The organism is Magnetospirillum sp. 15-1, from assembly GCF_900184795.1.
In the GTDB taxonomy this organism is placed as follows: Bacteria; Pseudomonadota; Alphaproteobacteria; order Rhodospirillales; family Magnetospirillaceae; genus Phaeospirillum.
Window position 1 is genome coordinate 156,676 of record NZ_FXXN01000026.1, and the last position, 22,682, is coordinate 179,357.

The 22,682-nt window shown below is 67.0% G+C and carries 23 protein-coding genes; 4 read left to right on the forward strand and 19 right to left on the reverse strand.

Annotated features, from left to right (window positions below):
• Positions 1-3: 3 nt before the first annotated feature.
• Positions 4-2,487 (reverse strand): PAS domain-containing sensor histidine kinase, encoded by a 2,484-nt coding sequence (locus CP958_RS16250; RefSeq protein ID WP_170959002.1) that lies wholly within the window; start codon positions 2,485-2,487, stop codon positions 4-6.
• Between the two features lie 118 nt (positions 2,488-2,605).
• On the opposite strand from CP958_RS16250, the gene CP958_RS16255 reads away from it, so the two are divergent.
• Positions 2,606-3,184 carry a YqaA family protein gene (locus tag CP958_RS16255; protein WP_096703277.1) on the forward strand — a complete coding sequence of 193 codons (579 nt, stop codon included), beginning with the start codon at positions 2,606-2,608 and terminating at the stop codon, positions 3,182-3,184.
• Between the two features lie 287 nt (positions 3,185-3,471).
• Here the strand turns inward: CP958_RS16255 and CP958_RS16260 are convergent, their stop codons facing one another.
• Positions 3,472-3,906 (reverse strand): flagellar export protein FliJ, encoded by a 435-nt coding sequence (locus CP958_RS16260; protein WP_096703278.1) that lies wholly within the window; start codon positions 3,904-3,906, stop codon positions 3,472-3,474.
• 29 nt (positions 3,907-3,935) lie between these two features.
• Positions 3,936-5,288, reverse strand: coding sequence for a flagellar protein export ATPase FliI (gene fliI, locus CP958_RS16265; protein WP_096703279.1), 1,353 nt, complete (start codon positions 5,286-5,288; stop codon positions 3,936-3,938).
• A gap of 91 nt (positions 5,289-5,379) precedes the next feature.
• Here fliI and CP958_RS16270 point away from each other — a divergent pair, with 91 nt between their 5' ends.
• Complete coding sequence (locus tag CP958_RS16270) at positions 5,380-6,096, forward strand: response regulator transcription factor (protein ID WP_096703280.1); 717 nt, start codon at positions 5,380-5,382, stop codon at positions 6,094-6,096.
• A 100-nt stretch (positions 6,097-6,196) separates the two neighbouring features.
• On the opposite strand, the gene CP958_RS16275 is transcribed toward CP958_RS16270, so the two are convergent.
• From CP958_RS16275 to CP958_RS16340, 14 genes are all read right to left on the reverse strand, one after another.
• Positions 6,197-7,033 carry a protein-glutamate O-methyltransferase gene (locus CP958_RS16275; protein WP_096703281.1) on the reverse strand — a complete coding sequence of 279 codons (837 nt, stop codon included), beginning with the start codon at positions 7,031-7,033 and terminating at the stop codon, positions 6,197-6,199.
• A 4-nt stretch (positions 7,034-7,037) separates the two neighbouring features.
• Entirely contained in the window at positions 7,038-8,183 is a 1,146-nt protein-coding gene (locus tag CP958_RS16280; RefSeq protein WP_096703282.1) for a chemotaxis response regulator protein-glutamate methylesterase, read from the reverse strand.
• Between the two features lie 23 nt (positions 8,184-8,206).
• Entirely contained in the window at positions 8,207-8,572 is a 366-nt protein-coding gene (locus CP958_RS16285; RefSeq protein ID WP_096703283.1) for a response regulator, read from the reverse strand.
• Between the two features lie 86 nt (positions 8,573-8,658).
• A complete protein-coding gene (locus CP958_RS16290; protein ID WP_242442979.1) occupies positions 8,659-9,069 on the reverse strand; it encodes a chemotaxis protein CheW in 411 nt (136 codons plus the stop codon).
• Positions 9,070-9,202: 133 nt separating this feature from the next.
• The gene (locus tag CP958_RS16295; RefSeq protein WP_096703285.1) at positions 9,203-11,869 is read right to left on the reverse strand and encodes a chemotaxis protein CheW; all 2,667 of its coding nucleotides are present in this window, start codon (positions 11,867-11,869) and stop codon (positions 9,203-9,205) included.
• Between the two features lie 170 nt (positions 11,870-12,039).
• Complete coding sequence (locus CP958_RS16300; RefSeq protein ID WP_096703286.1) at positions 12,040-12,654, reverse strand: histidine phosphotransferase family protein; 615 nt, start codon at positions 12,652-12,654, stop codon at positions 12,040-12,042.
• Between the two features lie 63 nt (positions 12,655-12,717).
• Positions 12,718-14,034, reverse strand: coding sequence for a TRAM domain-containing protein (locus tag CP958_RS16305; RefSeq protein WP_096703287.1), 1,317 nt, complete (start codon positions 14,032-14,034; stop codon positions 12,718-12,720).
• Positions 14,031-14,693 carry an ABC-type transport auxiliary lipoprotein family protein gene (locus CP958_RS16310; protein ID WP_242442942.1) on the reverse strand — a complete coding sequence of 221 codons (663 nt, stop codon included), beginning with the start codon at positions 14,691-14,693 and terminating at the stop codon, positions 14,031-14,033. Before CP958_RS16310 ends, CP958_RS16305 begins: the two co-directional genes overlap by 4 nt.
• Positions 14,690-15,070, reverse strand: a complete 381-nt coding sequence (locus CP958_RS16315; RefSeq protein ID WP_096703612.1) for a GxxExxY protein — start codon at positions 15,068-15,070, stop codon at positions 14,690-14,692. The genes CP958_RS16310 and CP958_RS16315 overlap by 4 nt, the downstream gene beginning before the upstream one ends.
• Positions 15,071-15,140: 70 nt before the next feature.
• Positions 15,141-16,103, reverse strand: a complete 963-nt coding sequence (locus CP958_RS16320; protein ID WP_096703288.1) for an MlaD family protein — start codon at positions 16,101-16,103, stop codon at positions 15,141-15,143.
• A complete protein-coding gene (locus tag CP958_RS16325; RefSeq protein WP_096703289.1) occupies positions 16,100-16,957 on the reverse strand; it encodes an ABC transporter ATP-binding protein in 858 nt (285 codons plus the stop codon). Before CP958_RS16325 ends, CP958_RS16320 begins: the two co-directional genes overlap by 4 nt.
• Complete coding sequence (locus CP958_RS16330; RefSeq protein ID WP_096703290.1) at positions 16,957-17,772, reverse strand: ABC transporter permease; 816 nt, start codon at positions 17,770-17,772, stop codon at positions 16,957-16,959. The genes CP958_RS16325 and CP958_RS16330 overlap by 1 nt, the downstream gene beginning before the upstream one ends.
• Positions 17,773-17,776: 4 nt before the next feature.
• Positions 17,777-18,103, reverse strand: a complete 327-nt coding sequence (locus CP958_RS16335; protein WP_096703291.1) for an STAS domain-containing protein — start codon at positions 18,101-18,103, stop codon at positions 17,777-17,779.
• Positions 18,100-19,770, reverse strand: coding sequence for a SpoIIE family protein phosphatase (locus CP958_RS16340; RefSeq protein WP_096703292.1), 1,671 nt, complete (start codon positions 19,768-19,770; stop codon positions 18,100-18,102). Before CP958_RS16340 ends, CP958_RS16335 begins: the two co-directional genes overlap by 4 nt.
• A 200-nt stretch (positions 19,771-19,970) precedes the next feature.
• Here CP958_RS16340 and CP958_RS25965 point away from each other — a divergent pair, with 200 nt between their 5' ends.
• The gene (locus tag CP958_RS25965; RefSeq protein ID WP_141400538.1) at positions 19,971-20,189 is read left to right on the forward strand and encodes a hypothetical protein; all 219 of its coding nucleotides are present in this window, start codon (positions 19,971-19,973) and stop codon (positions 20,187-20,189) included.
• Here the strand turns inward: CP958_RS25965 and CP958_RS16345 are convergent, their stop codons facing one another.
• The gene (locus CP958_RS16345) at positions 20,190-20,600 is read right to left on the reverse strand and encodes a hypothetical protein (protein WP_096703293.1); all 411 of its coding nucleotides are present in this window, start codon (positions 20,598-20,600) and stop codon (positions 20,190-20,192) included.
• Positions 20,601-20,668: 68 nt separating this feature from the next.
• Positions 20,669-21,463, reverse strand: a complete 795-nt coding sequence (locus tag CP958_RS16350) for an alpha/beta hydrolase (RefSeq protein ID WP_096703294.1) — start codon at positions 21,461-21,463, stop codon at positions 20,669-20,671.
• Between the two features lie 16 nt (positions 21,464-21,479).
• On the opposite strand from CP958_RS16350, the gene CP958_RS16355 reads away from it, so the two are divergent.
• The gene (locus tag CP958_RS16355) at positions 21,480-22,676 is read left to right on the forward strand and encodes a glycosyltransferase family 4 protein (protein WP_096703295.1); all 1,197 of its coding nucleotides are present in this window, start codon (positions 21,480-21,482) and stop codon (positions 22,674-22,676) included.
• The last annotated feature ends 6 nt before the right edge of the window (positions 22,677-22,682 follow it).

Consider the following 22,682-nt stretch of genomic DNA (forward strand, 5'->3'; position numbering starts at 1 on the left):
TGGTCATGCCGCCCCTGCGCCCACGGGCAGCCGCACGGTCACCACCGTACCCTCACCGGGCACCGATGCCAATTCCACCCTTCCGCCATGGAGGTCGACGAAGCGCTGCACCAGGGCCAGACCGATACCGGCATCGTCGTCGTCCTGACCGGCCGGCAGCGCCTCGCGGCGGCCAGCCAGGGCGAAGCCGCCGAACAGCCGCTCCTGCTGCTCGTTGGAGAGGCCGGCGCCGGTATCGCTGATGGTCAGCGCCAGTTCCGTCGGCCGCCGCTCGGCCCGCACCGTCACCCTGCCGCCGGCCGGGGTACGCTTCAGGGCTTTGCCCAGCAGGTTGAACAGCACCTGCTTGAGACGACGCTCGTCGGCGACGATCCAGCCGATATCCAGCGGGCAGTCGAAGTCCAGATGCAGCTTCTTCTCCCGCACCCGTTCGCGCACCAGCCCCAGCACGCCCGACAGCATGGGGTGGATGTCGACGGTATCGAGTTCCAGGGTCATCTGCCCCGCCTCGATGGCGGCGAGGTCGAGGATGTCGGAAATCAGCGCCTGCAGCCCCTGGCCCGCCTCGGTGATGCCACGGGCGTATTCGTGCTGGCGCTTGTTGAGCTTGCCGAAATACTCGGCGGCCAGCATCTCGGAAAAGCCGATCACCGTGGTCAGCGGCTTCCTGACCTCGGCCGAGACATTGGCGATGAACTCGCTTTTCAGCAGGTCGGCGGCGGCCAGCGCCTCGTTGCGCTCGCGCAGGGCGCGCTCCACCCGCGCCGAATCGGTGACGTCCAGCCAGGTCAGCAGCATGGCCCCGTCGGGCAGCGGCACCGAGGCGAAATCCACGATGGAATCATCCAGGCGCTCGACCCTGCCGCTCTGGGGCGCACGGGTGTTGAACAGGGCCATCAGGCGTTCGCGCACCTCGGGCCACACCGAGGCGCGCTCGGCGCCGCCCTCGAAATAGGGCCGATGGGCCTCGACCAGTTCGGCCAGATGGGGTTCGGCTTCCAGCATGGCCGGCGGCAGATTCCAGATGCGGGCATAGGCGGGATTGTAGAGCCGGAGACGCCCGTCGCCCCGGAACACCGCCACGCCCTCGTGCAGATGGTCGAGGGTTTCCCGCTGCACCGCCAGCGCGGTGTTGAACGAGCGCTCCAGCGCCAGGGTGTCGGTGACGTCCTCGTAGGTGAAGATCAGGCCGCCATAGGGATGGGCGGCGATCATGCGGCGCAGCGTCCGGCCGTCGGGCAGGTGCAGCAGGGTCTCGGCGGCATCGATCAGCGAGATGAACCGCTTCAACTCGTCTTCCTTGTAGGCGCGATAATCGGCCACCTCGGGCAGCAGCCGGCGCTCGCGGAGCGAATCCAGCACGGCGCCATAGGTCGGCTGCGCCCCCAGCCAATCGGCCTCCAGCCGCCACAGCCGGGTAAAGGCGGTATTGAAGAAGGTCAGCCGCGTGTCGGTGGAGAAGATGGCGATGGCGGTGGCCAGATGCTCCAGCACCTGGGCATGGGCGGTGGCGTGACGGGCCAGTTCAACCTGCAGGTCCTCGATGCGGGTGAGGTCCATGGCATAACCGGCGGTCAGCAGCCCGCCGTCATGGGTCTCGAACGGCGCCTCGGTGATCTCGGTGAAGCGGCGCTGGCCGCCCAGCACCAGATGGAAGGATTCGGCGCGCGGCTCGCCCGCCGCGCGGGCGCGGGCCGCCAGGGCGCGGGCCTCGCGCACCGAACCGTCCGAGGCCAGCTCGATCTGCCCCGCCACCGCCGCTTGGGGCGAGGCCACATCCACCGCCCGGGCATAGGCCCGGTTGACGTGCAGCAGGGACAGATCGTCGTCGCGCACCCAGATGGGAATGGGCAGCACGCCCAGCAGCCCCTCGATCCGCTCGCGCTCCCCGGCCAGCCCGGCCAGACGCGAGGCCAGTTCCGCCTCGAAGGCGGCTCCCTCGGTGACGTCGTGCATCCAGATCAGATCGGCCAAGGCCGTGCCGTCCGGTCCGGCGGCGCGCACGCCCACGGCGCGCACCCGGCGCCCGCCGTCGCGCAGTCGCAGTTCCAGCTCGAAGCCCTGGCCTTCCTCGCGCAGGCGCCGCACCGCGCCGTCCAACTGGGCGGCATCGGCGGCGGCGAAGGATTCCAGGACGTCCATGAAGGTGGAATCGGTGCCGCCGAACAGGCCCAGCAGCACGGCAAGGCGCCGCGAGCAGACCTCGCGCTCGGCCCCCAGCCAGGCATAGAACCCATCGGGCGCCGCCAGCAGGCTCTCGCTCAGCCGCTCGGCCAGGCTCCCGGCGCGAAGCGCGTCGGCGGCCAGCCCGGCCATGCGCCAGCGCAGCAGCACCAGCACCGCCACGGCGGGGACCAGGACCAGCAGGGCGCCGATGCCCAGCGACAGGGGATCGAACCGGAGAGAGGCCAGCGCATGCGCCTCCTGGGCCGCCGCCTCGCCTGCCGCCATCGCCAAAGCCAAACCCGCCGCGACTCCCGCGCGCATTCCATATCCTCCCCGATACGGCCCCAAAGTGCCGATACCCCGGGCAAATGACAAGGGGTGGTTGCCCCTTCGCCCTCCGGCTGCTACACCTCGGCCGCTGTTCCGAGGAGAGTGCGTGATGCTGAAGGGCCTGTACGACTGGATGATGGCCAAGGCGGCCCACCGGCACGCCATCTGGTGGCTGGCCGCCATCTCGTTCATCGAAAGCTCGTTCTTTCCCATTCCGCCCGACGTCATGCTGATCCCCATGGTGATCGCCGCGCCCACCCAATGGCTGCGCATCGCCCTGATCTGCACGGTGTCCTCGGTGGTGGGCGGCTTCCTCGGCTACGCCATCGGCCACTACGCCATGGATTCCATCGGCATGGCCATCCTGGGCGCCTTCCACCTGCAGGAAAAGTTCCTGGCCCTGAAGCCGATCATCGACGAATGGGGCGTGTGGTTCATCATCGTCAAGGGCGCCACCCCCATTCCCTACAAGCTGGTGACCATCACCGCCGGCGCCTTCGACTTCGACCTCGTCAAGTTCACCTTCGCCTCCATCGTGGCGCGCGGCATGCGCTTCCTGCTGGTCGCCGCCCTGCTGTGGAAGTTCGGCCCGCCCGTCCGCGACTTCGTCGAACGGCGCCTGAAGCTGGTCACCACCGTGTTCGTGGTGGTGCTGGTGGGCGGCTTCTTCGTGGTGAAGCTGCTGTAGGAAACGCCCCCTGCTGAAACCCCGATAACCTTTGGGGTCCGGCGGCAAAGGCCTTGCCGATTCCGAGTAGTTGAATTATTCTACTTCTCACCCTGCCGTTCGCCCCAGCTCCCCCCACTCCGCCGGGGCGGGTGGCAAGGGCCCCACCGCTCAATCTCAGGGAGACGGGTGGGAAAAGGGCCTCGCTCGCGCCACCCTCCCCCCATACGGGGCGCGAAGCAGCCACGGGCGGCGAGGGACGGAACCGGGCAACCGGCCCCCATCCCTCGCCGGCCCATAAAGCCTCCTCAGCCCGGTTCCTTGTCCCGCCGACGGTGGATATTCAGCCCGATCTCGTCCAGGAAGGCCTGTTCCTTCTTGTCGCGCTCGGCCTGGGCGCGGCGCTCGCGTTCCTTCTGGGTCAGCTCGTAGGTCTTGAGCTGGTTGAAGGCGTCGGCCAGATCGTCGCGGGCCTTGATGATTTCCTGGCGCACCTGCTCCAGCATCTGCATCAACTGCTCGCGCCGCGACAGCCAGGCATTGGCGAAGGCGGCATAGGCGAAGCCCACCCCGGCCGCGTCGGCCGAGGCCACCTGCTGCTCGTGGATCAGGCTTTCCTCGGCGTGGCGGATGGCGGCCAGGATCTCGTCCTCGCGCCCCTGCAGCGCCACCAGGACCCGCTGCTTCTCGTCGACGTTCCACTTGGAGAGACGGATGAGGGTGTGCAGCCCCTTGGCGGCCATCTATTTCATAGCCCCGGTCAGCATGACGGCTACTTCCGTCCCATGCCATCGCCGTCGAACGGCATGCCCAGCACTTCGGCCAATTGGGCGTAGCAGGTCTGCAGGTTGGTGGCCTCGGTCTTCAACTGGCCCAGGAAGGCCTCGATGGCCGGGTAATAATGGATGGCCTCGTCGACCTTGGGATCGGTGCCCCGGCGATAGGCGCCCAGGCGGATCAGTTCCGCCATGTCCTCGTAGGTGGACAGCAGGGCGCGGGCCCGGCGCACCAGATCGTTTTCCTGGCTGTTGTTGCAGCCGGGCATGGTCCGGCTGACCGAGCGCAGGATGTTGATGGCGGGATAGCGGCCGCGCTCGGCGATGGAGCGGTCCAGCACGATGTGGCCGTCCAGGATGCCGCGCACCGCGTCGGCGATGGGTTCGTTGTGGTCGTCGGCGTCCACCAGCACGGTGAACAGCCCGGTGATGGAACCCTTGCCCACCCCCGGCCCGGCCCGCTCCAGCAGGCGGGGCAGTTCGGCGAACACGGTGGGGGTATAACCCTTGGAAGCCGGCGGCTCGCCCGCCGACAGCGAGATTTCGCGCTGGGCCATGGCGAAACGGGTCACCGAATCCATCATGCACAGCACGTCCAGTCCCTGGTCGCGGAAGTACTCGGCCACGGTGAGCGTCATGTAGGCCGCCTGACGGCGCATCAGGGGGCTTTCATCCGAGGTGGAGACCACGACGACCGAGCGCTTCATGCCTTCCGGCCCCAGGTCGTCCTCGATGAACTCGCGGGCCTCGCGGCCACGCTCGCCGATCAGCCCCAGCACCGAGATGTCGGCCGAGGTGTTGCGCGCCATCATGGACATCAGCGACGACTTGCCGACGCCCGAGCCGGCGAAGATGCCCATGCGCTGACCGCGGCAACAGGTGAGGAAGGCGTTGACCGAGCGCAGACCGAGATCGATCTTGCCCGAAACCCGCGAGCGGGAATGGGCCGAGGGCGGCTGGGCCTTGACCGGATAGGCGGTGTCGCCGCCGGGCAACGGCCCCAACCCGTCCACCGGCTCGCCGAAGCCGTTGATCACCCGCCCCAGCCAGCCGCGATCGGGAAAGACCACCGGCTCGGCGTCCTGCACCTCGGTGCGGCAGCCCAGGCCGATCCCCTCGATGGGAGAATAGGGCATCAGCAGCGCGCGCCCCTGGCGGAAGCCCACCACTTCACAGATTACCCGGCGGCCGTCACGGGCCACCACGTTGCAGCGATCACCCACCGAAATGGTCCGCTGCACGCCGCCGGCCTCCAGCAGCATGCCCTGAACGGCAGCTACCTGGCCGTAAACCTGGATGTTGGAAACCCGCTCAATGTCGCTGATCAGGTTGCGGACAAGGAATTTCAATTGCGCCGCCCCTTCCAGCCGCCTTGAACTCGTCAGAATACACCCGTATGGTTAACACATCGTAGAGAGGGATGGGATCGGGGACCTTACGATGCGAGTCTTGGTGGTCGAAGACGACCAGTTAATGTCCAGAGCGATCGAATCCATGCTCAAGGCCGAGGGCATGGTGGTGGACACCACCGCTTTGGGCGAAGACGGGCTCGAGATCGGCAAACTCTACGATTACGATATCATCCTTCTGGACCTGATGCTGCCCGATATGGACGGCTACGAGGTGCTGCGCCGCCTGCGCTCGGCGCGCATCGAGACGCCGGTCCTGATCCTGTCGGGCCTCTCCGAGCCGGACAAGAAGATCAAGGGCCTGGGCTCGGGGGCCGACGACTACCTGACCAAGCCGTTCGACAAGGGCGAGCTGGTGGCCCGCATCCAGGCCATCGTGCGGCGCTCCAAGGGCCACGCCCAGTCGGTGATCGACACCGGCAAGCTGTCGGTCAATCTCGATGCCCGCACCGTCGCCGTCACCGGCGACCCTCTGCACCTCACCGCCAAGGAATACGGCATCCTGGAACTGCTGTCGCTCCGCAAGGGCCAGACGCTGACCAAGGAGCAGTTCCTCAACCACCTCTATGGCGGCATCGACGAGCCCGAGCTGAAGATCATCGACGTCTTCATCTGCAAGCTCCGAAAGAAGCTGGCCACCGCCACCGGCGGCGAGTCCTACATCGAGACGGTTTGGGGACGCGGCTATGTGCTGCGCGACCCCGACCAGCCCGCCGCCAATTCCAACAAGGCCGGCGCGGCGGAATAGGCGGACCCGTTTGGTCCCAAGCCATCGCCATTCAGGCCATGAAAAAGCCCCTTCCGGTTTCCCGGAAGGGGCTTTTCGCCGTCTGGAAGAAACGGAAGAACTACTTGGTGGTGCCGATGCCGGCCGGAGCGCGGGTGGTCGAATAGATGCCGCGCTGGTCGGGGATGGGCTTGAACTTGTCCGAGATGCCCAACACCGTCTCGGCACCGCCCAGATAGAGGAAGCCGTCGTCGGGCATCACCCGGCTCATGTTGTCCAGCACGCGGGTCTTGGTCGGCTGATCGAAATAGATCAGCACGTTGCGGCAGAACACCACGTCGAACTGACCGAGCGGCTTCAGATCGTGCAGCAGGTTGTACTCGCGGTACTGGACCATGCCCCGGATGGCCGGGTCGATCTGCCACATCTCGGCGGTCTTCTTGAAGTACTTGACCAGCAGTTGGATGGGCAGGCCGCGTTGCACCTCGAACTGGGAGTAGAGGCCGGCCTTGGCCTTTTCCAGCATCTCGGTGGAGATGTCGGTGCCGACGATCTCGATCTTCCAGCCGGCCAGCCTGGCGCCCTCTTCCTTCAGCACCATGGCCAGGGTGTAGGCCTCCTGGCCCGAGCTGGAAGCGGCCGACCAGATGCGGAACGACTTCTTGGCGGCTCGGGTGGCCAGCAGATGGGGCAGAACGACGCTCTTGAACTGATCGAACGGTTTGATGTCGCGGAAGAAGAACGACTCGTTGGTCGTCATGGCTTCGGTGACTTCACGCAGCAGGTCCTCTCCGGCGGTCCGCAAGCCCGAGACAAGGTCCTCCAACCCCTTGAGACCGCGCTTGCGCGCCACCGGGGTGAGCCGGCTCTCCAGGAGGTAGGCCTTGTCGCGGGTGATGACCAGACCGGAACGGTCCTTCAGCAACTTGGCGACGAAATCGAAATCTTCGGGCCGCATGGGTTTAGCGCCTCGCCGCCAGTTTCATGATCCAAGGGGCAATTTCCGGCAGAGGCAGGACGGCCGAGCAAATGCCCGCCGTTGCCGCTGCCCCCGGCATGCCCCACACAACCGAGGTGGGTTCGTCCTGGGCGATCACAGTCCCGCCCGAGGCGACAACCGCCTGGCCACCCTTCATGCCGTCGGCGCCCATCCCGGTCAGGATGCAGGTCAGCACGCGCTTGCCATAGGCGGCGGCGATGGACCGCAGCATGGGATCGACGGCCGGGCGGCAGAAATTCTCAGGAGGATTCTTGTTCAGCCGCAGCACTTTGTCCGTCCCCTTGGTCTCGACCACCATGTGGAAGTCGCCCGGCGCGATATAGACCCGCCCGCTCTGGATGACTTCGCCGTCCTGGGCCTCGCGGGCATTCCAGCCCGAAACGCGGCTGATGTGCTCGGCCAGGATGGTGGTGAAGGTGGCGGGCATGTGCTGGGTGATGAGGATCGGCTGACGGACCGTGCCCGCCTTCATGGTGCCCAGCACGGTGAACAGCGCCTGGGGACCGCCGGTGGAGGAGCCGATGGCGATGACGTCCGGCGGCTCGGGAGTATTGCTGCGCAGTTGCAGCGGCCCCGGCGGGTGGATGGCGACCGGGGTACGCGGCGTGGTCGGCATGGTGACCGGCCGGGTGGCCGGCGGGCCGCCGGGACGGGCCGGACGGGCGCCGGCGCGGCGGGCCTGGCCCAGGGCGCGGATCTTGCCCACCAGTTCGGTCTTGAAGTCGACGCCGCCCGCCAGATCGCGGGTGGAAGTGGGCTTGGGGATGTAGTCGGCGGCGCCCATCTGCATGGCGCGCAGGCTGACGTCGGCCCCCTTGAGCGTCAGGGTGGACTGCATGATGACCTTGAGGCCGGGGTCGATCTGCAGCAGCTTGGGCAAAGCCGTCAGACCGTCCATGACCGGCATCTCGATGTCGAGAATGACCACGTCGATTTCGTTGCGCTCCAGCGAGGCGAGCGCCATCTGGCCGTTGCCGACCGAGGCGACCACCTGGATGCCGGCTTCACCTTCCAGGATGCGGGTGACGAGACCGCGGACCACTGCGGAATCGTCGACCAGCATGACCCGGATGGAGTCGGCGGCCGGAGAAGGGGAATCGATGGCCATGGGCAAAATCACCGAACCAGGGGCTACAGCAATCCGACCTGCGAGAACTTCGCCTGAAGGATTTCGCTGTCGAAGGGCTTCATGATGTATTCGTTGGCGCCCGCCGTGATGGCTTCCTGGATGTGCTCGATATCATTCTCGGTGGTGCAGAACACGACCACCGGATGCTCGCCACCGGGAAGCTGGCGCAGCGCCCGCAGGAAGTCGATGCCGTTCATTACCGGCATGTTCCAGTCCAGCAGCACCGCATCCGGCATGGAGCGCTTGCAGGCCTCAAGGGCCGCGGAACCGTCCTCGGCCTCCTCGGTCTTGAAGCTCAACTCGTGCAGGATCTTCTTGGCCACCATGCGGATGACCTTGGAATCGTCAACGATCAGACAGGACTTCATGCCCAAGCTTGCCTCCGATGGAAGGGCGGTCTGGATCCCCTCACTGGGACTACCACCCCTTCGTGGTCCCGTACCCCATGCCTATACTATTCGTTCCGCGTGAAATCCAGCAGCTTGCCCACGTCGAGCACCACCAGCAGCTTGTCATCCAGGCGATAGATGCCGATGGAGAACTCGCGCCAGTGGGGATCGAGCGTCGGCGGATTGCGCTCGAACTTGGCCGCCGGCAACGACAGCACCTCGCCCACCTGATCAACCATCAGGGAATAGAGCTCGCCGCCCATGTCGACGACCACGCTCATGCCCTTCTTGTCCTCGGCCCGCTTCTTGAGGCCGAGACGCAGCCGCACGTCGATGGCGGTGACGATGCGGCCGCGCAGGTTCAGGCTGCCGGCCACCTCGCGCGGCGCCAGGGGGATGCGGGTGATCTTCTGCGGGCCCAGCACGTCCTGGACGGTCAGCACGGGGATACCGAAGAGCTGACCCTCGATGAACATGGTCACGAAGTCCTGGGTCTCGGGAGCGGCCAGCTCCGTTCCAGGGCGCTTACCGGCGGGGACTAACTGGTTCACTTCGTGGCCCCCCTATTCAAGGGTTGGAGCGTTGCGACATCGTTGGTGCGGAGGGTGGTCATGCGGCACCTTTGGAGGCTGCGATGGTCGTGGCCAGGGTCTGCAGCAACGCATCGCGGTCGAACTTGGCGATGTAGTCGTTGAAGCCGACCGTGCGGCCGCGTTCAAAGTCCTTTTCCGTGGCGTGCGACGACAGGGCCACCATGGGGATGGTACCCCAGCGTCCGTCGGCGCGCACCGCCTGGGCGAACTCGAAGCCGCTCATGCCCGGCATCTCGATGTCGCTGATGATGGCGTCGAACTCGTCGCCCCGCTCGCGCAGCGCCAGGGCCTTGTCGGCACCGTCCACCGAGATCACCTCGTAGCCGGCCACCGACAGCAAGGGCGTCAGCAGGTTGCGGAAGAACGGCGAGTCGTCCACCAGCAGGACGCGCGGCGCGTGGAAGTCGGCATTGCCGAATTCCTTGTCGTTGCGGCCGAACCAGTCGCCGAACGCCTGCGGCAGGTAGTAGCCGGCGTCGATGATGGTGGTGGCCTTGCCGGCGATGACCGCGGTGCCGATGACACCGGGGTTGTCGGCCGACAGCTCCACCTTCAGGCGGTCCTCGACGATGTCGACGATCTCGTCGACCACCAGACCCATGGTGTGTTCCTTGTCCGAGAACACCAGCACCGGCTGGCGGCCCTCGTCGCGGAGGTTCAGGATGCCGTCGATGGCGATCAGCGGCATCAGGTGGCCACGGTACTGGACCATGGGCTTGCCATGGCTGTGCTCGATCTCGCCGACCTCGATCTCCTCGAGACGGGCGACCAGGGCCAGCGGCACGGCCTTGAGATCGTCGCCGCCGGCGCGGAACACCAGCAGCGAGGTCTTGAGGTCGGCATGGCTCTCGCGCACGGTCTGGGACTCGGCGTCGCGGGTGCCGGCGCCCATCATGCCCGACTCGCCGGTGGCGCCGGCGATGCCGTTGGGATCGAGGATCATGATCACCGAACCGTCGCCCAGGATGGTGTTGCCCGAGAACATGGAGATGTGACGCAGGATCGGCGCCACCGGCTTGACCACGATTTCCTCGGTGTCGAACACCCGGTCGACGATGATGCCGAAGGTGTAGGTGCCCACCTGGGTGACGACGATGAAGGTCTCCTGCTGCTCTTCCTCGCTCTCGGCCAGCTTGAGCAGGCGCTTGAGCGAAACCAGCGGCAGGAGGCGATCACGCAGGCGCAGCACCGGCGCGTTGTTGATCATCTCGATGCCGTGCTCGGAATTGGCGGTGACACGCACCAGCTCCAGCACGCTGATCTGCGGGATGGCGAAGCGCTCGACCGCGCACTCGACGATCAGCGCCGAGACGATGGCGAGCGTCAGCGGGATCTTGATGACGAAGGACGAGCCCTTGCCGGGCTGGCTCTTCAGTTCGACGGTGCCGCCGATCTTCTCGATGTTGGTGCGCACCACGTCCATGCCGACGCCACGGCCCGACACGCTGGTGACCTTCTCGGCGGTGGAGAAGCCGGCCTTGAAGATAAACTGGTAGATCTGCTGCGGCGTCAGCGCTTCCAGCTCGGACTCGGTGGCGAGCCCGTTCTGGATGGCCTTCTGCTTGATGCGGTCAAGATTGAGGCCACGGCCGTCGTCGGAGATCTCGATGATGATGTGGCCGCCCTCGTGGAAGGCGTTCAGGACGATCTTGCCGATTTCCGGCTTGCCGACCTTCTTGCGCTCCTCGGTGCCCTCCAGGCCGTGGTCGGCGGAGTTGCGCACCATGTGGGTCAGCGGGTCCTTGATCAGCTCCAGCACCTGACGGTCCAGCTCGGTCTCGGCGCCGAGCATCTGGAGGTCGATCTTCTTGTTCATTTCCACCGCGAGGTCGCGGACGATACGCGGCAGCTTGGCCCAGGCGTTGCCGATGGGCTGCATGCGGGTCTTCATCACACCTTCCTGAAGGTCGGTGGTGATGTGGGACAGGCGCTGCAGCGGCGTGGCGAACTCGCTGTCGTCCTTGCCGCGCACCATCTGGAGCAGCTGGTTGCGGGTCAGCACCAGCTCGGACACCAGGGTCATCAGGTTTTCCAGCAGTTCCACGTTGACGCGGATGGTCTGGGCGGCGACGGCGGATTCCTTGGCCTCGCCCGCCGGAACCGGCGGGGCGGCGGCGGCGGTCACGGCCGGCGGCTGCGGCGCGGTGGCGGGCACGCCGGCCTTGACCGGCTCGGGCTCAGGCTCATGCTCGGGCTCCGGCTCGGGTTCCGGCGCGGGCGGCGGCGCAGCCGAGGCGGTGACCACGGACTCGAATGTCGGCATGGGCGGCGACGGCGGCGGCGGCACGGCGGGAGAGCCCACGGAGCGCCCCTCGGCCATGGCGTTCAGGCGCTCGATCAGATCGTCGTCGCTGCCCTCGGGCTCACACTCGTTCTGTTCCAGGTGGCCCAGGATCAGCTTGATGCGATCGATGGACTGCAGGATCAGGGTCACGGCGTCGGGAGTGACCTCCAGCTCGCCGTCACGGAACTTGCCCAGCACGTTCTCGCCGGCATGGGCCACATGCTCGAGGCGCGGAAGGCCCAGAAAACCGCAGGTGCCCTTGATGGTATGGACCAAGCGGAAGATGTTGCCCAGAATCTGCGGGTCATTGGGATTCTGTTCGAGATTCACCAGGGCAACGTCGAGAACGGAAAGACTTTCCGATGTCTCAGTCAGAAATTCACTGAGGAGATCATCCATGATCGACTCCACTACGGTCCTGTTTCAGCATCCGCGCGCGGCACCAAAACTGCCTCTCCCCCCATCCAAATCGGACAGGCCATGCCGACTAATAGCACGCCGAGGAAGTCTTTAGAAGAACCCTGAGCCGGGTAAATCCGCTTGCGAAACGATTTTTTCCACAATGTTCGTCAGGCCATGATGGAAATCTCCCCCGGCCCGGGATCAAGCCTGATTTTCAAGCCCTTGGCACGGGCGAGGTGGAGGGCGAACCAGGCCTGGGCGCCGCGCGGCCCCGATGGCGGAGCCCCGTCGATCAGCACCAGGCGCGCCTCGGCGCTGAGCCCCATACCTTCGCCCGTGGCGCTGACGCGCAATCCGGCATCGTCACCCACCTCCCGCCCGCACCGGGCGACGATCCGGCCGCCGCGCGGCAGGGCATCGCGGGCGATCAGCACCATGTTGAGCAGCAGCCGGGCCGTCTCGCCGTCGATGTCGGCGCGCTCGCTGGACCAGTCCAGCGCCGTGCCGCCGGCCGCCGCGCCGTTGAGATAGGCGCGGATCAGATCACCCAGGGATTTGGGCGTGTGGGGCATGTCGTTGGCCGGACCCAGGGCAGCGCGCAAAAACTTCAGCCGCGCGGTGGCGGCGCCCATGCTGGCCGAGATCAGCCCAAGGGTTTCCGGATCGCTGCCATCCTCCAGCAGTTCCAGCCCGGCGGCGGCCGCCCCCAGGGGGCTGGCCAGGTCATGGCACAGGCGGGCACACAAAAGCTCCGAGAGCTTGGTATCGAGAGTGTCACTCATGGGGCGGGAGCATCCGGAATTTCACCTACAGTACATAATCATACTATGGACACAGTCAATACGTCATAATCGAAGGATGGCCACCGCTTCCAGGTGAGCGGACCACGGGAACTGGTCGATCGGCGTGATTCGCTCGATGCGCCAGCCGCCGTCGCAAAGGGTGCGCAGGTCGCGGGCCAGGGTGGCGGGATTGCACGACACCATGGCGATGGTGGTGGGACCGCCGCGAACAGGCTTGGCCAGTTCGGCGGCCTGGGCTGCCGCCCCGGCGCGGGGCGGGTCGAGGACCACGGCCGGATAGGCCTTCAACTCGTGGGCGGCCAGCGGGCGGCGGGCCAGATCGCGCACCTCGGTGGTCAGAGGCAGCCCCCCGGCCCTGGCGGCGGCGTCCAGGGCCGCCACCGGCCCCTGCTCGCCCTCCACGGCGCGGACCGGGCCGCGGAGCGCCAGGGGCAGGCTGAAGCTGCCGCAGCCGGCATAAAGATCGGCCACCGGCACGTCCCTCGGGATGGCCGACAGGATGGCCTCGGCGATGGCCAGCTCGCCGCCGCGGGTCGGCTGCAGAAAGGCGCCGGGAGCGGGTTCCACAGCGATGCCGGCGAAATGCACCGTGGCCGGGTGGCGCCGGGCGATGGGTTCCACTAGCCCGGTACCGGGGCGCCGCCAGTGCAGGCGGGCGAGGTCGAGGGCCTCGGCGGCGGCGGCCAGGGTCTCGCGCTCGAACAAATCGAGGCGGGCCGGCGCCTCCACCAGTACGTCCAGGCCGCCTTCGGTCAGGGTGACGGTCATCTCGCCGCCGCCATCCACGGCGATGCCGGACAGCATGCCGCGCAGCCCCGGTAAGGCGGCGCTTAAATCCGGGTCCAGCAGCGGGCAGCGCTCGATATCGACCACGGTGTGGCTGGCCCGGCCGTTGAATCCCAGCAGGATGGCGCCCTTGGCGCGGACGAAAGTGAAGTCGGCGCGCCGCCGCGAGGCGGGCGGCACCCGCACCAGCGGTCCCACCGTCACCTCGGCCAACCCCTGACGGGCCAGTTGGGTGATCAACAGTTCACGCTTCCACTCGGCATAAAGGGCGTCGTCCAGGTGCTGAGCCGAGCAGCCGCCGCAGCGGCCGTAATGGGCGCAAGGCGGGGAAGCGCGGCCGGGGCCGGGCTCCAGCACCTCGATCAGGGCGGCGGTCAGGCCGTCGCCGCGCCGGCCCTCGATGCGGGCCAGCACCCGGTCACCGGCGACGGTGAAGGGGACGAACACCGCTTCGCCGTCCAGACGGGCGATCCCGTCGCCGCGTGCCCCCAGCAGGTCGATGGTCAGCTCGACGGTGCGAGGCGGCGGCGCATTGCGGTTGGCGCGCGGCGCGGCGCGGCGCGGCTTTCTCATCGGGCCGCCCGCCCCAGATCGGCCAGGAAGCGGGCGAAGATGTCGGCCACGCCCTTTTCCATGGCCTGGGCGGCGTCCTCGACCCGCTCGGAGGCAGCGGGCACGCGGGCCACGTAGGTTTCCAGCAGCACCAGCCGCCCGTCGCGGGCGCTGACCACCCCCAATTCGACGTCGATCACCACCTCGGAGCGTCCGGCGATCTGCTCGAAGCGCCGCACCTTGCCACGCAGCACCCAATCGGGCAGCACCCGCAACTCCGGCGTCACCACCCGGTCGGCCAGACCGGCGGCGGCCAGATAATGGGCGAGACGGTCCTGCAGCAGCATGCCCGGCGGCTCGCTCCAGAAATCGTATTTGTAGTGGCCCAAGGCGCCGCCCTCACCACGGGCGAAGGCCAGGGCGCGCTCGGACGCCACCCCGTCGGCGGCCAGCCGGTTGACCTCGATGACCCCCGGCAGCACCGGCTTGGCGAAGTGCTGAACCGGCGCCCCCGGCTCGATGCGATAGAACGAATCGGGCGGCTCCGCCGGCCCGGCGCAGGCGGCAAGGGCAAGCCCCAGGGCGACCAGGGTCACCCGAAGACACGGATGGACACGGATGCCCGCTGCGCGGGCCACGGATGAACGTGGATGAATGTCCAGGGGCATCGGGGCGGTCACGGCAAGACTCTCCGTATTTCCAGACGTGGGGTGCCGAAATTGAGCAGCAATCCGACCGGAAGACGCCCGGCCTTGAGATAATTCAGGACCTGTCCGACATGGGGTGGGGCCAGCTTTTCGACGGCCTTCAGTTCCACCACGACGCGGTCCGCGACGATCAGATCGGCGATATACGTGCCCACAGCCTGATCGCGGTAGCGGATTTCGAACCGGACCTCTTCCGCCGCCTTCAATCCGGCCAAGGCCAGTTCGTGCCGCAGGGCATTCTTATACACGCTTTCGGCAAAACCATGCCCCAACGTCCGCGAGACCTCGAATGCGGCTCCGATGATCCGTTCGGTGATCGCCTCCAACTCGTCGGAAAGCCTAAGCCTCATCCCATCCATCCGTGGCGGCGCGTCGGCGCCGCATCCGTGTCCATCCGTGCCGTCATGGTCGGATGTCGCCCTATTTCCGTCCCGGGCCGTCCTCGCCCCGTTTGTTGCCGCCGATCAGCACGCCGGGATTGTCCCTGATCTGGCGCGAAAATTCGTGCAGGTTCCGGGTGGTGCCGTCCAGGTTGTAGGTGACCGAGTCGATGGAGCGCGATACCGCCTGCAGCGTATGGCGAAGGTCCTTGATGGACTGGTCGATGTTGTCCTGGTTGCCGGTGATGCTTTTGTCCAGGGAGGTCAGCATGGCGTCGACCTTCCTGCGGCTGTCCTGCAGGCCGGCCGACAGTTGGGCGGCGTTGGTCAGGGTTTCCTTGATGCGGTCGGCGTTGGCGTCGGTGACCACCTTGGCGGACAGGGTGCCGGTCATCTTCTCCACGTCGGCGGTGATCCTGGGCGTCTTGGCGGCCAGATCCTGGGTGACCACCAGCAGGTTGGCCATCAGGTCGGGGGCGTGCTTCTCCAGAATGGTGCCCAGGCTGCCCACCTGCCGGGTCAGGCTGAACAGCAGCGGCTTCAGGGCCGTCTGGTTGAGATCGGTGATCTGCCCGGCCATGTCGTTCATGGCCGCGAAGATGTTGGCGGCGGGGCCGGACGGGATATCCGAACCGGGAGGCAACATCTCGGACGAGGTGCCGCCCTTGATGTCGAGCGTCGCCGCCGCCAGCAGTCCCGAGGCGGCGACGCGGGCCTGGGAATCCTTGGGGATGCGCCAGTCACGGGCCACTGACACCTCCAGGCGGAAGACGGTGTTGTTGCCCTCGCGCAGGGGATAGATGTTCTCCACCTGACCGACCGCGAAGCCCTCGTAGGTCACCTTGGTGCCGTACTTGATGCCGGCGACGTTGGCCAACTGGGTGTAATAGGATTCGGTCGAGCCGCTCCGCCCGGTCAGCACCGCCACCACCGCCACCAGCGATACCAGCATGGCCAGAACGAAACCGCCGACCAGCGCGTAGTTGATACGGGAATCCTTCATGGGCGCGGTGTCCGGGTGGTGGAGGGTGGAGAGGGGGGCTGGGCGGGGCCGCCGATCAGCCGGCGCAGATAGGAATCGGCGTCGGGCTCGACGTCCTCGGTGCGACGATTCAGCAGGTTCTGGATGCGCGGATCGCTGCTGGCCCGGATGGCCTCGACGGTGTCCAGCGCCAGCACGTGGCCCTTGTCCAGCACGCAGATACGGTCGGCGATCTTGAAGGCGGAATCCAGGTCGTGGGTCACCACCACGATGCTCATGCCCATGGCGTCGCGCAGCCTGAGGATCAGGTCGTCGATGGAGGACGCCACCACCGGGTCCAGCCCCGCCGACGGCTCGTCGCAGAACAGCAGTTCCGGGTCCATGACGATGGCCCGCGCCAGGGCGGCGCGCTTGATCATGCCGCCCGACAGTTCGGCCGGCCTCAGGTGCTCGAAGCCGGCCAGGCTCACCACTTCCAGCTTGAGCCGCGTCATGATGCCGATGGTGGTCTCGTCCAGCCCGGTATGTTCGCGCAGCGGCAGGGCGATGTTGTCGCCGACGCTCATGGAACTGAACAGGGCGCCCGACTGGAACGCCACGCCGGTACGGGTGCGCAGCCGCTGCAGGGCGATGGGCGACAGCCTGGCGATGTCGTGGCCCAGGATGCGCACCGTGCCGGAACTGGGCTTCTTCAGCCCCAGCAGGTGGTTGAGGAACGTGGTCTTGCCCGAGCCCGAGCCGCCCATGATCACCATGATCTCGCCGCGCGCCACGGTGAGCGACACGTCGTGCAGGATCTGGCGGTCGCCGTAATGGGTGACGAGGTTGGAGACCTCGATGCTGTAGGGGGTGGGACTGGGGGATTGCCCGGCCATCAGCGGGTCACCATGAAGACGAAGATCATGTCGGTGATGACGATGGCCGAGATGGCATGCACCACCGACCGCGTGGTCATGCGGCCCACTCCTTCGGCCCCGCCGGTCACCGAGGCGCCGTTGACCACGCCGACCACGGTGATCAGCACGGCGAAGATGGCGCTTTTGCCCAGGCCGTGCCAGACGTCGTTGAGCCGCACCAGATCGGTCATCTCGTCCACATAGGCGCCCAGCGAGCTGCCCAGCTGCGGCGCGATGTACAGCCCGGCGGCGAACAGGCCGACCAGATCGGACCACAGGGTCAGGGCCGGCAGCATCACCAGCATGGCCAGCAGCGGCGGCACCACCAGAAAGCGTACCGGCGAGATACCCATGACGGTGAGCGCGTCGATTTCCTGGTTGATGCGCATGGTGCCCAGCCGGGCGGCCAGCGCCGAGCCCGAACGCCCCGCCACCAGAATGCCGGTGATCAGCGGGCCGAACTCGCGCACCACCGACATGGCGACGCCGATGGACACCCGGGATTCGGCGCCGAACAGGCGAAGCGTGTAGATGCCCTGGATGGCCAGCATGATGCCGATGGTGGCCGACAGAACGGTGACGATGGGCAGGGCGCCGATGCCGATCTCCATGGCCTGGGCCACCACGGGGGAAAGGCGCACCGGCTGGCGGCGCTTGCCTCCCATGCCCAGCCAATAGAGGCATTCGGCCAGCAGCGAGGCCCCATAGCCGAATTCGGCGATCCCGGTCACCGTCCGGCGTCCCAGCCGGTCGAGCAGTCCGATGAATCCCCTGGGTTCGGCCTCGGAGCTCACCGCGTCATCCCCCGAGCGCGGCTTCGACGGTGTCGGCGATGGTGAAGACGCGATCCAGGCGGGCCAGTTGCAGCACCCGGCGGACCGGATCGCTGATGGCCGCCAGGGCGAAGCGGGTGCCGTTCTTTCGGGCCATCTGGTAGGCCTCGACCAGGCCGGCGATGCCGGAGCTGTCGATGTATTCCACCTTGGAGAGATCGACCACCACCGGGCGCTTCTCCAGCATCAGCTCCATCAGCGCCTTGCGCAGCGAGGGGCTGTGGCGCAGGTCCACCTCGCCGGACAGGATCACGACGGTGGCGGTATCGGCGGTACGGGTTTCCAGCTTCATGTCGGGTCGATCCGTCTGACCATTTGCAAAAGGTTGCCGATTCCGGCCGGCGGCGGCAGGAAATCCACATGATCCATGATAGAGCGCATCAGATGGGTGCCCAGCCCCCCGGGCCGCACCTCGTCCAGCGACCTGGGATGGATTTTAGCCACATCCACGGCGGGAGCGAAATCCATAAGTCGTATGACCAACCGATCGTCTTCGCGGTCCAGGCGAAGAACGATGTCGCCCTCGCCGCCGTGATAGGCGTGGCGGATGATGTTCTGGCAGGCTTCGTCCACCGCCAGCACCACGTCGCCGACCATGGATTCGCCGCAGCCCATGGCGCGGGCCGCCCCGCCTACCGCGGCGCGGATGGCGGCCAGTTCCTCGGGCCGGGCGGGGTATCGCCGCTCGAAGGCGGCGACCGCGCCGCTCCGGCGGTCCTCGATCACCACCAGGGTGATGTCGTCGAGCAGGCCGCCGCTGTCGTCCAGCGAACGCACCAGCGCCTCCAGGCGCTCGGTGGCCGGCAGGGCGGAGAAGCTCTGGATCAGGGCGCGGGCGCCCTCGTTCTCCAGCATGGCGTCGTGGCGGGGGCGGGCCTCGGTCAGCCCGTCGGTGAAGAGATAGAGGGAGCCGCCATCCAGGTCGACCACGCTTTCCGGGCAGCCGTCGGCGAACAGTTCCACGGCGATGCCGAGCGGCGGCATCTCGCCCTCGATGGGGGTGAAGGTGCCGTCCTTCAGCAGCAGCGGCGGCTCGTGGCCGGCGATGGCCAGCACCACCCGGCCGCTGGCCGGATCGAACAGGCCGGCCGCCATGGTGACGAACATGCCGGGCATCCGGGTTTCCAGCAGTTCGGAATTGATGGCGGTCAGAACCGCTCCGGGGCCGGCCTCCCGCTTGACGAGACAGCGGAACAGGCTGGCGGTCTTGGCCATCAGCAGCGAAGCCTTCATGCCCTTGCCCGCCACGTCGCCGATGGCGAAGGCCGTCCGTCCATCGGCCAGCGGGATGATCTCGAAAAAATCCCCCGAAACGCCGCGGGCCGGCAGGTTGATGCCGTGAATGGGCGAATCCTCGGATTGCGGCCCCGGCAGCATGGCCCGCTGAATCTCCGACGCCAGCTCGAGTTCGCGCTTCAGCCCCTGCTCCTCGGCCATGTCGGCCACCAGCCTGGCATTGATCAGCGCCAGGGCCGAACTGGCGGCCAGGGCCTGCAGCAGGCGGGAATCCGTCTGGGAGAAGGCGCCGCCGCCCTTCTTGTTGAACAGCTCGATGGCGCCCAGTTTCGTGCCGCGCACCGCCATGGGGGCGCACAGAATGGAAAGGGTCTCGAAGCCGGTGGCCGCGTCGACGGCGCCGGTGAAGTCGGGATCACGCCTGGTATCCCTCACCAGCTGCGGCACGCCCAGGTCGATGGTCCGCCCGACGATGCCGGTGCCGGGAGTGAGCCGCAGGCCGATGACGTCCACCGGCCCCATATTGGCGCGGCATACCAGTTCGCCGCTGTCCTCGTCGATGAGGAACAGCGAGGCGGCTTCCGCCCCCATCCGCTGGGCGATGCGTTCCAGGCCCAGACGCAGGGTGGCTTCCACGTCGTGAGAATGGGCGAAATCGCCGGTCATCTCGACGATCAGGTCGAGGTGGCTGGCGGAATCTGTCTCGGGAAGCGGGCTCGGCATATCCCCATCATGCCAAGGATGATGGAAACGGCCAATCGCTTAGAGCGGCCGTTGAGGGCGCGGCCAAGGGCGCGGATGCGCCCGCCCGGCGAGGGACAATGATAAAGCCGATACAAAAAAGATGCGCGGGGGGCTCGACTTTCCCGGTTCCGCCCGTGTAAAGGGATGGGGGGGACGGGGAAGGCCGTGTTGGGGAAGTGATGTTTTTTTCACGAGGCAAGGGCGGTTCCGGGATCGAGCCCGGAGACGTTTTTCATAAGCTTGGGACCTATGGCAGCGACTGGACGGTGGAGCGGATCTTCGATTACGCCGACATCCCCCGTCATGTGCGGCTGATCGATCGCAACAGCGGCCGCACCATGACGGTGGCGGCCAACATGCTGCTCGATCCCGACAATTTCGTCAGGCGTCCCGCCTGATCACGGCGGCCGGCAGTCCAGGCTGCCCGCCAGATGCTTCTCGATAAGCGGCGGATAATCGTAGATCAGCATGCTGTCGCGCTGATGCACGGTAACTTCGGTATCGTTGCCCTTGCGCGCGAAATCCACCACCAGGAAGATCTCGGTGCGGAACACCGCCTCCAGCTCGCCGATCAGCTCGGCGCGGCCGCCGTTGGGCATTATATTGCAGCGATAGTGATAGTTGGGGCCACGCGCGCACCACGACAGCATCCGGGCGACCTTGGGGCAGGCGTTGGCCGGGCTCATGGCGGTGTACAGGCTTACCCGCCGGTCGGCGTTGGCGCGCGCGTCCTCGGGGGTGCGGTCGGGGGTGATCATGGAGCAGCCCCCCAGGACCAGCGCCAAAGCAAGGATGACAGGAAGTCTCATGACAATTCCGATACGGCCTGCCGAAATCCTAACCGGGTTCGGATCATAACGAAACTAGGGTTTTAACCCTACGACTCCTGGATGGTTTCCAGCATGGCCGCCACGACGTTGGTCAGGCGGACCAGATCGCCGTCGCGGGACAGGCGGTGGTCGCCGTCCTTGACCAGGACCATTTCCACCTGCTCCGAGGCCAGGCAGTCGGCCAGTTGCAACGCGGTACGCCACGGTACGTCGGCATCCTTCTGGCCGTGAATCAGTCGGACCGGGCAATGAATCTGGATCAGGTCGCGCAGCAGAAGGTGATTGCGCCCGTCCTCGATCAGCGAGCGATGGACGCGCCAGGGATTTTCCGGTTCGTAGCAATTGGGCAGTTCCAGCGCGCCGGTTTCCATCAGGGTGCGGCGCTGCTCGAAGGTGAAGTCCTGCCACATCAGGTCCTCGGTGAAGTCGGGTGCGGCGGCGACGCCCACCAGCCCGGCCACCCTGTCGCGGCGTTCCAGCGCGGCCAAAAGGGCGATCCAGCCCCCCAGGCTGGACCCCACCAGGACCTGGGGTCCCTCGGTCAGCCGGTCGATGACCGCCACCGCGTCGGCGGCCCAGCGTCCCACCGTGCCGTACAGCGCGTCGCCCGAGGATTTGCCGTGGCCGAAATAGTCGAAGCGCAGGAAGGCGCGCCCCTCGGCCCGGCACATGTCTTCCAGCGCCAGGGCCTTGCCGCCTTCCATGTCGGAATGGTACCCGTGCAGGAACACCACGCCGGGGGCCTTGCCTTCCAGCTTGCGGTAAGCGATTGTCGCGCCATCGGGACGCGTCAGCGTTCCGCACCCTTCCGGGTTATGCCCATTGTCAGTATTGTCAGTCATCGCCGTTCGGAAAGCCATGGATCACGTCTCCCCCATCGAAGCGCCATCGGCGGCCGTTCGTCAACCGGTCGTCTTGCAGGTGCTGCCCGCCCTGGTCACCGGGGGGGTGGAACGCGGCACCGTGGACATGGCCGTCGCCCTGGCCGAGGCCGGGTGGACGGCCATCGTCGCCTCCGAGGGCGGCCCCATGGTGCGCGAGCTGACCCGCGCCGGGGTCCAGCACATCACCCTGCCGCTGGCCTCCAAGAATCCGCTGACCATCCGGGCCAACGCCCTGAAGCTGGCCGAGATCATCACCGCCAACGGGGTGGACATCGTCCACGCCCGCTCGCGCGCCCCGGCCTGGAGCGCCTGGATCGCCGCCCAGGCCACCGGCGCCCATTACGTCACCACCTTCCACGGCACCTACAATCTCGGCTGGTTCGGGCTGAAGCAGAAGTACAACGCCGTCATGACCCGGGGCGAGAAGGTGATCGCCATCTCGGACTTCATCGCCGAGCACGCCCGGCGCGTCTATGGCCTGGAGGCCGACCGTATCCGCGTCGTCCATCGCGGCATCGACATGTCGCGCTTCGATCCCTCCCGCGTCAGCCCCGAGCGCATCATCCAGCTGGCCCAGAAATGGCGGCTGCCCGATGGCTATCAGGTCATCATGCTGCCCGGCCGTCTGACCCGGTGGAAGGGACAGGCGGTGCTGATCGAGGCTCTGGCGCTGCTGGGCCGCCACGACGTGCGCTGTCTGCTGGTCGGCTCCGACCAGGGGCGGACCGGCTACCGCGAGGAGCTGGTGGAGCTGGTCAAGCGCCGCGACCTCACCGACGTGGTCCATCTGGTGGACGAGTGCACCGACATGCCCGCCGCCTACATGCTGACCGACGTGGTGGTATCTGCCTCCACCGACCCGGAGGCCTTCGGCCGCATCGCCGTCGAGGGCCAGGCCATGGGCCGGCCGGTGATCGCCACCGCCCACGGCGCCACCGACGAGACGGTATTGCCCGGCCGCACCGGCTGGCTGACCGCCCCGGGCGACCCTGCGGCATTGGCCCAGGCCCTGGACCGCTTCCTGGCCCTGTCCGCCGAGGAGCGCGACCTGATGGCCAAGGACGCCATGGACTTCGTACGCGGCAGTTTCTCCAAGGAAGCCATGTGCACCCACACCATCGACGTCTATCGCGAGGTGCTGGGTCTTCCCGTGACTCCTTCCGGCGCTTGAGGGGCG